The sequence below is a fragment of the Pseudomonas syringae KCTC 12500 genome (assembly GCF_000507185.2).
GTDB lineage: Bacteria > Pseudomonadota > Gammaproteobacteria > Pseudomonadales > Pseudomonadaceae > Aquipseudomonas > Aquipseudomonas syringae.
In genome coordinates, this window is record NZ_AYTM02000002.1 from 5502233 (window position 1) to 5513124 (window position 10892).

Sequence of the window (10892 nt, forward strand, 5' to 3'; positions counted from 1 at the left end):
TAGGATGCCGTTAAGCGCCGAAATTGATCAGCCTGATTCGAAGTTCTGGAGTCTTTCCCGGTTCCCCAACCACTCCCGAGCCACGCCCGTGGAAGAGATCGATGCGTTGACTATTTCCCGGGAAGATTTCGTCCGTCGCTACGTCAACCACAACCGTCCCTGCCTGATCAAAAACGCGGTACTTCACTGGCCCGCTTTCCACAAGTGGAAGCAGCTGGACTACATCAAGGATCATTCGCTCAATAGTGCGGTGGTGGTGCGTTCAAAGGTCATTTCGGAAGTCATGGCCTGGTCAAATCCTGATGTCAAAGCGGCCTTGGTCGAGTATTCGAACGAGGTCCACAGTGACATCCCGTACCACAACTTTCTCGACAGTCTGGGTGCGGGTGATCATCCGCTGGTGGCTGACAGTTGTGGTTTTGAAGAGGGCGAAGCCCTTGAGTTGCTGCGCCATGACGTGGCGGGCTTGCCGTTCATGCCGGAACTGTCCACGCCGCTGTATTACCCGCCCTATCGCTGCTTTTTGTACCGAAACTCCTACACCGATTGGCATTTCCATAGCGCCGACGAGACCTTCATGTCTCAGGTGGTCGGTGCCAAGGAAGTGCTCTTGTTGCCGCCGGACGAGGCCACGTGGCAGGGGCTTCGACCTGTGATCGAAGAAGTGGGCTATTTGTACAACATCGACACCCAGCGTTTTCCGGGTACCCGCAATTTGTGCGCGTTGCGTACGGTGGTGGAACCGGGCGATGCGCTGTACATACCCGTCTACTGGTGGCACGCAGTGCAATCGATGGATGACGCTGTCGGTGTCACCGTCGCCGTGACCTTCAGGACCCCCCTGCATGTGATTGGCGATATTCGCTCGCCCATCGCAAGGCGGATGCTGCGCACCCACTTGCGTTCCCGGCAGGCGCCGCTGGCGATCCTGGCTGTGCTCTATTCACTGGCTTTTCGGCTGGGGCGCAGGCTGGTCGGTATCGTCATGACACAGACGCGCCAGGGTATGCGCCCGTGAGTGTCTGGCGCCGTTGGCGCTCATTCAAAGGTTTCGATCTGGGGCGAAGCTTTTACTTCCTCTGGTCCGGCGAGTCTCTTGCAATCATTGGTATGGCGCTGACCGAGTTCGCACTTGGTGTCTGGGTCTACACCAGTACCGGTTCGGCGTTTTCCTTTGCTGGCGTGGTATTGGCAGCAACTTTGCCGGCGGTTATGTTCCTGCCGCTGGCGGGAGGGCTCGCCGACCGCGTCAGTCACCGGCTGATCATCATTTGTTGCGACGTGAGCCTGGCGTTGTTGCTGTCAGGGGTGATCGGTCTGCTCTGGTTCGATCGACTGGAGCTGGTACACATGTATATCTTCAACTGTATGGCCTCTATTGTTTCGGCGTTCCGCACCCCGGCGTATCAGGCGGCTGTCAGTGAGATTGTGAGCCCGCAAAAATATACCCAGGCCTCCGGGCTGATGGGCATTACCAAAAATGCGTCGTCGCTGGTCGCTCCGCTGTTGGCGGGCATGATTATAGCCAAGGCCGGTTTGGCCAGCGTGCTGATGGTGGATTTGCTGACTTTCTGCTCTGGCACCTTGCTGGTGATCAAGGCATTTTCCCATCTGCGCCCGGTGCAGGAGCACGGCGTGCCCAGTGCGGAGGAGGCGGTGTTCAGCGGTGCGCTGAGCAATGTAATGGCCGGACTGAAATTCTTCGCTGCCAGCCATGTGATGACTTGGCTACTGGTCTACACCGTGATGCGCAGTGCATTGCTGTCGCTGGTGACGCTGATGATGACGCCGTTGCTGTTATCGACGCTGGGCAGCGACAGCCTGGGCATGGCCTACACGTGGGCTGCATTGGGCGGCCTGTTCGGCGCCGGAGTGCTGGTGTCCATGAGCAATCGGCGCAGGTTGATGGTGATGGCGGTAATAGCCGACCTGCTGTTGTCGATCTGCATCGTTGTCCTGGGGCTGGTCTCGCAGACCGTTTCCTACTGTGCAGTGGCTTTCTGCGCAATCATGGTGGCGAGCATTGCCGATGCCGGAGTTACCGCCCTGTGGATGAGCCATATCCCAGTAGGCAATCGCGCCAGTGTCTTTGCCCTGATCAGCATGTTGACCATTGTCAGCACCAGCCTTGCGATCTTTTTCGGAGGTCTTCTGGTGGATCATTGGTTCGGGCCTGCACTGAGCCTCGGCGGTGTTTATGCCGATTCGATTGGCGTGTGGCTCGGGGTTGGCGAGGGGCGCGGAGTAGGGCTGCTTTTTGTGGTCACTGGCGCGGGTTTTGCGCTGTTGGCCCTGGGTGCGCTGTTGTACGGTCCGCTTCGCCGCCTGGAAGGTCCGCAGTCGGAAGTATCTGACGAGCGAGTCAGTGACACGCACCAGATCGATGCACTCTGAAAAGGTGTCCAGCGTGCCGAGCGACCGGTTGTACCGGATTCCCGTGACAGACAGGCCCAAGCTGCTGGGTCAATCTTTGCAGGCTCTAGCGCAGCGTCCTAAACCTGACTGGACTGCGCCCGTGCCTCCATCCAAGTCGATAAAACTGATATAGGAGGACCTATGCGTCCGTCGTTTTACGAACCTCATCGCTTTCCCCAGCTGCAGAACCTTGCTGATAATTGGGAAGTGATTCGTGAAGAGTTTCTAGCCCTTGATGCACCGACCCTGAGCATTAATCGCGTGGGCAAGTCGATCACCCAGCTCGTTGAAGAGTTGAACCAGCACATGGCCGCCGGCGGCGAATATGGCTGGCTCTGGGGTTGGGGGGACGGGGACGTTCCGATGCCAGAGTGGACTCAGTACGCCCTGATGGCCTACGACCAGCCGATCCCCTACGCTCAAACCGCAATGCCCAGGACTCTTGAGCTGTTGAGTCAGATTCCCGGTGTCAAGCTATGTGCCTTGTTGCGCATGGAACCCAACGTATTCATCGTGACCCACTCCCATGGCGGTACTTGGGAAGAGGGTTTGCTGCACATGCAATTGACCATCGACGCGCCAATCAAGCAGAGCTACGCCTACCTCAACGTCAACGGCAAGTTCAACCACTCCACCAACGGCAACCTGGTGATCTTCGACGGCTCCCTCGACCACTTCGCGGTCAATGCAGCAGAAGAAGAATATCGCACGGTGATGTACCTCGAATTTGATCGAGAAAAGCACATGATTGACGGATAGTGGCATTCTGGTCCGAGGGAACGGACCGCTTTAGGGCTCTGGGCCTGATACTGATCGCTTCAAGCAACAAAATCCTATTCAGGACGAGATAGCTTGCTCCGGCTGGACGGCGTAGTAGCCCCATTCCTGCATTAGTATCTACACAGCTTTTTGGACTCGCTCCTTGTGGTTATGATCGCTCCGACGAAGAGCGTCGGAACGATAAGAAGCCATACCGCGATTCACTGTGGCTTGCCGGATCGCTGCGCATTTCCGGTGCTTCGCGGACCAAGGGAAGCAGGCTCCCTCGCCACGATTTGATTGTTCGTTGATCGCCACGCCGGTTTTTCAGGCCACGGCCGGCTGAAGGACTTCTTCGAGGAAGCTGAACGCAATTTGTTTTGATTGCTGGGTAGAAGCAAAAAACGCCAAGTGGCTGCCGTCGCGCTCCACATGTAGCGTGGCGTCCTTTATCGACGCCGCAATATGCCGCGAACCGCCTATGTGCGTGGTTGCATCGGCATCGCCAGCCACCACCAGGGTCGGCGCGGTGATGCGCGTCAGTCGTGGTGCCAGCTCGGTCTTGTTCAGCGCGTCGTTCAAGCGCGCATAGCGATAGAACAACTCGGGATTGACGTAAGGGTAAAGCACCACATGGGCAATGGACTCAGGGGTGGTGGCCAGCGTTGACTGATCGAGGAACATCGCTTGCAGGTCAGCAGCCTCGCCACGATCCTGAGCTGCGCTTTCCATCAGCCACTCGAAGTTTTGCTGATGAGCGGTGCGCAGGTCGTTGTCGTCCAGGTTGTAATCGCCATGCCACAGGCTCAGGGAGTTGACCCGGTCGGCATGGGCAGCAGCGGCACTCAGGGCGATCACCGCGCCGCCGCAGATGCCCATCAGGTGTGCGGTCGATAACCTGAAGTGATTCATCACGCTGATCATGTCGGCGACCTGGGCATCGGTGTCCACCGCAATCCGGTCGAACGCCTCGCAGGCACCGAATAGCCCTCGGGTTTCCCATGTCACGACAAAAAAGCGCTCGCTCAAGGCGTCGAACCAGTTGCGGCAGAGATCGAACGGAATGCCGCAGGGCAGTGCCAAAACCACGGGAGGCAGCTCGCGGTTGGCACTGGCATGTACCAGCAACCGGGCATGGTCGTGGGTGGTCAGGAGCAGTGTCTCTATATGCGGCACTGCACCGTCGAATTCAAAATGCTTGAGCAGTCGATTGAATGCGGTGACGTCTCCAGCATCGTCGAAGTGCTCGTAGCGATAGTCGAGCGCTTCGCAAATTTTGCAGCTTATAAAGTATTCGAACGACGACAGTTGTGCCTCGCCACCGTGCAAGTACTGCAGGGTGCGCACGCCGATGCGCGCAAACGCGGCATTGATCGCCCGCTCTGTGGCTCGCACGCTGGAGCACGCCGGCTCTGGCAGCGGACCATTTTCCTGGGCGAGAAAGCTCAGGCATACAGGATCGGGCAAATTGAGGGCAAGGTGCCTGAGCATCCTCACCGTCTCGCACAGACGCATCGTTGCGTCGGAGGAAATAGTCATGGATCGTTACTCTTCTTGGGCGCTTTTTTCAGGCACATTGCGCGAGGCTACTGTCGTCTGACGCAGATGGGTCAGACCGCTTCGAATTTCTTGCCGCGTGTGGTGTGGGTCACGAGGCGGTTGTATTCCGGTGTTTCGTCACCGATCACCTGCACCGCGCCGTATTTCTCCAGGCTGATGCGGCCACCGTACTCTTCGATGTGGTCCGAATCCGGATAGACGTGCACGAACGACGGTACGTAGCGTGACGCGAAGCCCATGCGCATCTCCTGTGATTCGCCGCTGTGCGGATAGGAGGCATGCATCAGGGTCGACCAGAAAATGATGAATTGCCCGGCTTTCATCTGCATGGGCACAGCAGAGGCCTCGTCGGGTTTCCAGTTCTCATCGATCTGCAACTGACGATAGTCATAACCGAAGAACCCGCGACGCACGCCATCCTTGACCACCGAATTATTGGCGTCGGGCTCATAGCTCATGCGCTTGGTTTCGTCGTAGTTCATGCTGTTCTGGGTGCCAGGAATAAACTGCAGGCAACCATTGGCAATGTTGGCGTCGGTGAACGCGGTCCAGACGGTGATAGTGCCGCCAAACTCTTCGTTATCCGGCCAGATGATCTGCGGCTTGCCGGAGGCGTTGGCGAACGTATCGGCCTGATGCCAGTCGGTGCCTTCATCACCCGGATACTTGGGAAAGAACTCGGTGCGCCAGCAGAGCACGTTGGGGCCAAGGATGCTTTCGACGCGGTCACAGATTTCCGGGCGGCAGATATGGCTGGCCAGAAAGTCGTCGTCCAGATGGCGGTCGTAGTTGGCGATGTTGGTGCCCCCGGAAATAGCGTCCAGATCCTGATAGGCTGCGGCGCTGCGGTCGAGCAGGCGCAGACGGGTGCGCTTCCAGGTTTCCTTCATTTCTTCTGGCGAATAGGCGTCAAACGGGCCGATAAAGCCGTTTTTCTCGAACGACGCACGCTGTTCAGCAGTTAAAGCGAATTTTTTGCTCATGAGCTTTTCCTTTTCGGTCAATGGGCTTGAACAAGGCTGCGGGAGATGTAGTCGGCCAGGACTTTGGCCGTTGCGCCATCCGCCAGGATTCCCGGGTCCAGGTTGATTTTGTAATGCGTCTTGAGCTTGCTCAGCGAACGGATCAGGGCCAGAGAAGTGCCGCCGTGATCGAAGAAATCATCATTGACGCCGATGTTTTTCAGACCCAGGTCTTCGCTCCAGACCTTGAGCACGAAGTGCTCCTGTTCACTGAGGTCCTTGACGTCTGCCGCGCTTAAAGGCGTCGTGTCAGCGGCAGGCGAGGGCAGTTGTTTCTTGTCGATTTTGCCGTGCTGAGTCACCGGCAGTTCTGCCAACGGCACATACACCGAGGGCCGCATGTACTCAGGCAAACTGTCGGCCATCAGTGCAGCAACTTCGCTGCGGGTTTGCTCGGTCCAGGCATCAACGCCCTGGCCTGGCACCACGTAAGCCACCAGGCGCAAGTCGCCATCGCCGTAATCGTGTACGCCGACATGGGCGGCGGCCACGCTCGGGCTGGCTTGCAGAGACGCTTCGATCTCGCCGGGCTCGATGCGGAAGCCGCTGATTTTCAATTGCTCGTCGCAGCGACCGGCATAACGGTATTCGCCATTGCTCTCCAGGGTCATCAGGTCGCCAGTACGGTAAGCGCGTATGGCACCGGGCAACTCGACGAATCGCTCGACGTTGAGCGCCTCACGGTTCAGATAGCCCTGAGCCACACCGGCACCTTCGATGTACAGCTCGCCCGTGGTGCCTGCCGCGACCGGGGCCTGATTCGCGTCAAGCAGGTGCAGGCGCCAGCCGTCCAGTGGCTTGCCCAGCGAAACCATGGCCGCTGTTTCCAGGTCTTGCGCCAACACTCGCTTGAAGGTGGTGTGAACGGTGGCCTCAGTGATGCCATACATGTTGATCAGCGCTGGCTTCTGGTCGCCATGACGCTCGACCCAGGCACGCAGCACGGTGGCGGGCAACGCTTCGCCACCGAACACCACGTAGCGCAGCGCCAGATGAGCAGTATTGCCACGATCGGCTTCATCAAGACCACGGAAGGCCGATGGCGTCTGGCTGAGCACGGTGACGCGCTGATCGGCGAGCCATTGACGCAGAGCTGCAGGAGAGCGCGAGACGTCATACGGGACAACGGCCACCTGGCCACCGTGGGCCAGAGCACCCCAGATTTCCCAGACCGAGAAGTCAAAACCGATGGAGTGGAACATCGACCAGATGTCCTGGGCGTCGAAGCCATAGGCGCGTTGAGTACTTTCCAGCAGGCGACTGACGTTGCCATGGGAAACCTGCACGCCCTTGGGTTCACCGGTGGAACCAGAGGTGTAGATGATGTACGCAGTGGCGTGATCAGGGTCGACGCGGCTGTCTTGGACAGCCAGTTCCAGCGCCGGTGCGGACAACAACTCGTCGAGCGCCAAGGCACGCAGAGACGGTACTTTCGGCAGGTTAGCAGCATCACCGATGATCAGGTTCAGGCCGCTGTCGCGCACGATATGTTCGACGCGCTTACCGGGGTATTGCGGATCGACCGGCACATAGGTACCACCGGCTTTGAGAATGCCCAGCAGGCTGATGACCAGATCGACGCTGCGCGGCAGGTACATACCCACACGCATGCCCTGGGTCACGCCTTCGTCGCGCAAACGTGCAGCCAGCTTTGTCGAGAGTGCGTCGAGCTGTGCATAGCTCAAGCTCCTGAGCGCATCGCTAACGGCGGTGCGCTCGGGAAATTGACGTGCCCTGTCACTGAATATCTCGTGCAGGAAAGCACTGGGCTTGAGAGGGGCTGACGTAGCGCTGGGCGATTCGTCAGTGTTCTTAATCGGCATGACCAAGGCTCCTGTGTAATAACCAGATGCAGCGTTCAAATCCGCTGCAATCGAGACATCCCTGCGGCCTGACGCGTCCGTGAATGGGCCGGCATGATCCGCAGTTGTCGCATTTCAGCACCGACTGTCAGCCGGCGTCTGTCGAGGGAAATGGGGACAAAGCCTGCCCAATCTCACCACCACGCATCGACCCGCTGTGCGACCGCTGTCCCGGATTGCGGTGACAGACGCTTCTGGTCATCAGTGTTTTGATTCTTGCGCGGTGCCGGAGCGTGCTGGTCTGGCTCCATACAAAAAGTGGATGTGAAGGGCTGAGGTCCAGGAGTTTGTTCATGAGTCTTCAAGCTAACACTGCGCCCGTTTTCGCTGACCAACGGCAAGCGGATGCGCCAAGCTGGCCCGACAAGGCCGCTGACCCCTCGGTGCGGTTGTCCCTGCTGGCGGCCGACATCAGTTTGCCGATAGTGGTCGAGCCAACCGTTGATGAACTGGACCCGGCCCAGTGGGCCAGCGCGCGACGCGAGGCGATTGAGGCACTGCTGTGTCGTCACGGCGCAGTGTTGTTTCGCGGGTTTGACCTGCCTTCGGTCGCCGCCTTCGAAGCGTTTGCCGAGGCGCTGTCGCCTGGCCTGCACGGCACGTATGGCGACCTTCCGAAGAAGGAAGGCGGGCGTAATGTCTATCGCTCAACGCCGTATCCCGAGCGCGAGATGATCCTTTATCACAACGAGAGTTCGCACCTGGAAAGCTGGCCACGCAAGCAATGGTTCTTCTGTGAGAAGCCATCGCAAGTGGGCGGGGCGACGCCGCTGGCGGACATTCGCCAAGTGCTCGCCTACCTGCCGAAAGAGGTGATCGAGCGTTTTGAAAGCAAAGGTCTGCTTTACAGCCGCACCTTCACGGCCGGTGTCGAGCCCAGTTGGGAATCGTTCTTCGGCACCTCCGAGCGCAGCGCTATCGAACAGCGTTGCCGCGAGCAGGGTACGGACTTCGAATGGCTCGACGGCGACACCCTGCAGCTTCGCACCCTCTGCCCGGCAGTAATCAGCCATCCGTTCACCGGCGAGCGTGGTTTTTTCAATCAGGTGCAGTTGCATCACCCCTATTGCATGGGCGAGGAACTGCGCGAAGACCTGCTCGACATGTTTGGCCCCGACCGTCTGCCACGGATGGTCAGCTATGGCGACGGCTCAGCCATCGAAGACTCGGTGATGGCTTTGATCGGTGATGCCTACGAGGCGTGCGCGGTGCGCTTCGACTGGCGCAAGGGCGATGTCGTGATGCTTGACAACATGCTCGTCGCCCATGCCCGTGACCCTTATGAAGAACCCCGGCTGATCGTCGTTGCCATGGGTGAAATGACCGCTCGGGGCGATGTCTGGCGACCGGCCTGAATGATCGATATCCAGTGAAACCGCCAGGGCGTTCAACCACCGGCGCCCGCGCGGGCCAATGCATACAAGGACAGCAAGCAATGAAAACCAAGCAAGAGAAGAAGACCAGACCGGGCTCGATAATGCGTCTGTTATGGAGCAGCCATCCCTGGCTGACGTTCTTTACGCTGCTGACGGGTCTGATCAGCGGCGTGGCTTCCATTGCCGTTGTCAATGTGATCAACCAGGCGATTCACGAGGAGACCTTTCAGCGTGAGTCGTTGTTCTGGTTCGTTGGCCTGAGCCTGGTTGCCCTGGTTTTCCGCAACGGTGCGGCGCTGTTTCCGGCCTACGCCAGCATGCGCATCATGACCCGTCTGCGCATTGCCCTGTGCCGCAAAATCCTTGGCACACCGCTTGAGGAAGTCGACCGCCGCGGTGCGCCGAATGTCCTGACGATGCTCACCAGCGATATTCCGCAACTCAACGCCACGCTGTTGATCATGCCAACGATCCTCGTGGAGTCGGCGGTATTTCTGTTTGGTATTGCCTATCTGGCTTACCTGTCCTGGGTGGTGTTCGCAATAACCATCGGGCTGATGGTGCTGGGAGTCGTACTGTACCTGCTGTTTTTCGCGGGCGGCATCAAGTACACCCACAAGGTGCGCGACGAGTTCACCGCATTCAACGAATACACACACGCGCTTGTGTTCGGCCTCAAGGAACTGAAACTCAACGGTATTCGTCGCCGCTGGTTCAGTCGCTCGGCGATCCAGGAGTCTTCGGCCCGGGTCGCGAGGTACAACTACATCGAACGGCTCTGGTACACCACCGCTGACAACGTTGGCCAGTTAACCCTGTCGCTGCTGATCGGTTGCCTGTTGTTCGCTGCTCCCATGTTCGCTGTAATCGATGCCAAGACCATGAGCGCCAGCGTGCTGGCGGTGCTGTACATCATGGGCCCGCTGGTAATGCTGGTCACCACCATGCCGATGCTGGCCCAGGGACGTATCGCCTGCACACGTCTGGCGGATTTCGGATTCTCCATCAACGAACCGCACCCGGAACCGGAAACCAGCGACGCCGACAATGTGCTGCTCCTCGATCACAAGAAGTCCTGGGGCAGGATCGAGCTGAAAAACGTCCACATGAACTACACGGACCCACTGAGCAATTCCGGGTTTTCCCTAGGGCCTATCGACCTGACAATCCAGTCCGGTGAGCTGATCTACATTGTCGGCGGCAACGGGTGTGGCAAAAGTACCCTGGCCAAAGTGCTATGCGGCCTGTACATCCCGAAAGAAGGTCAGCTACTGCTCGACGGTACGGCAATCACCGAAGACTCGCGCAGCCACTATCGCGACCTGTTCTCGGCAGTGTTCTCCGACTTCCATCTGTTCAACCGGCTGATAGGTCCTGACGAGAAAGAACTGGCCAGCACCGACCAGGCGCAGAAATACCTGTCGACTCTGGGCCTGGAAGACAAGGTCAAAATCGAAGGGCAGGGTTATTCAACTACCAAAGCCTTGTCATACGGCCAGCAGAAACGCCTGGCCCTGGTTTGCGCCTATCTGGAAGACCGTCCGATTTACCTGCTGGACGAATGGGCCGCCGACCAGGACCCGCCATTCAAGCGCTTCTTCTACGAGGAACTGCTGCCGGACCTCAAACGGCGCGGCAAGACCGTTCTGATCATCACTCACGACGACCAGTACTTCCAGCTGGCCGATCGCATCATCAAGTTGGTCGATGGTTGCATCGTCTCCGACGTGAAGTGCGCGGTGCAGGACAAGCGCGCCTGAACTGAAGCGCGGTCCAAATTTCCAGGGATGATCCTTCGCAAAACGGCATGAAGCGCGCTACTCCCTGGCCCCGAATCGACTATCGGCTGTCGCCGCCTCTTGCGTGCGACAAGGCCAACCCTTTGCGAGAAGAAATGT

General features: G+C 58.6%; 8 protein-coding genes. 5 read left to right on the forward strand and 3 right to left on the reverse strand.

All coding sequences use genetic code 11. The features are described from left to right. Nucleotides 1-4: 4 nt before the first annotated feature. The 3 genes from V476_RS24310 to V476_RS24320 all read left to right on the forward strand — a co-directional run bounded on the left by V476_RS24310 (nucleotide 5) and on the right by V476_RS24320 (nucleotide 3174). On the forward strand, nucleotides 5-1018 hold the full coding sequence (locus V476_RS24310) for a cupin-like domain-containing protein (RefSeq protein ID WP_024959046.1): 1014 nt from the start codon (nucleotides 5-7) through the stop codon (nucleotides 1016-1018). Next, the gene (locus tag V476_RS24315) at nucleotides 1015-2394 is read left to right on the forward strand and encodes an MFS transporter (RefSeq protein WP_024959045.1); all 1380 of its coding nucleotides are present in this window, start codon (nucleotides 1015-1017) and stop codon (nucleotides 2392-2394) included. Before V476_RS24310 ends, V476_RS24315 begins: the two co-directional genes overlap by 4 nt. A 162-nt stretch (nucleotides 2395-2556) precedes the next feature. Next, complete coding sequence (locus V476_RS24320) at nucleotides 2557-3174, forward strand: aspartyl/asparaginyl beta-hydroxylase domain-containing protein (RefSeq protein WP_024647644.1); 618 nt, start codon at nucleotides 2557-2559, stop codon at nucleotides 3172-3174. A gap of 327 nt (nucleotides 3175-3501) precedes the next feature. Here V476_RS24320 and syrC read toward each other — a convergent pair whose 3' ends face one another. From syrC to syrB1, 3 genes are all read right to left on the reverse strand, one after another. Continuing rightward, entirely contained in the window at nucleotides 3502-4713 is a 1212-nt protein-coding gene (syrC, locus tag V476_RS24325; protein WP_024959044.1) for a syringomycin E biosynthesis aminoacyltransferase SyrC, read from the reverse strand. A gap of 71 nt (nucleotides 4714-4784) precedes the next feature. Next, entirely contained in the window at nucleotides 4785-5717 is a 933-nt protein-coding gene (gene syrB2, locus V476_RS24330; RefSeq protein ID WP_024638698.1) for a syringomycin E biosynthesis L-threonyl-[L-threonyl-carrier protein] 4-chlorinase SyrB2, read from the reverse strand. A 17-nt stretch (nucleotides 5718-5734) separates the two neighbouring features. Then, nucleotides 5735-7579, reverse strand: coding sequence for a syringomycin E biosynthesis L-threonine--[L-threonyl-carrier protein] ligase SyrB1 (gene syrB1 / locus V476_RS24335; protein ID WP_024959043.1), 1845 nt, complete (start codon nucleotides 7577-7579; stop codon nucleotides 5735-5737). Nucleotides 7580-7911: 332 nt separating this feature from the next. On the opposite strand from syrB1, the gene V476_RS24340 reads away from it, so the two are divergent. Both V476_RS24340 and V476_RS24345 read left to right on the forward strand, forming a co-directional pair. Next, on the forward strand, nucleotides 7912-8973 hold the full coding sequence (locus tag V476_RS24340) for a TauD/TfdA family dioxygenase (RefSeq protein ID WP_024959042.1): 1062 nt from the start codon (nucleotides 7912-7914) through the stop codon (nucleotides 8971-8973). A gap of 80 nt (nucleotides 8974-9053) precedes the next feature. After that, nucleotides 9054-10754: a cyclic peptide export ABC transporter gene (locus tag V476_RS24345; protein WP_024959041.1), complete on the forward strand. Its 1701-nt coding sequence runs from the start codon at nucleotides 9054-9056 to the stop codon at nucleotides 10752-10754. Nucleotides 10755-10892 lie beyond the last annotated feature (138 nt).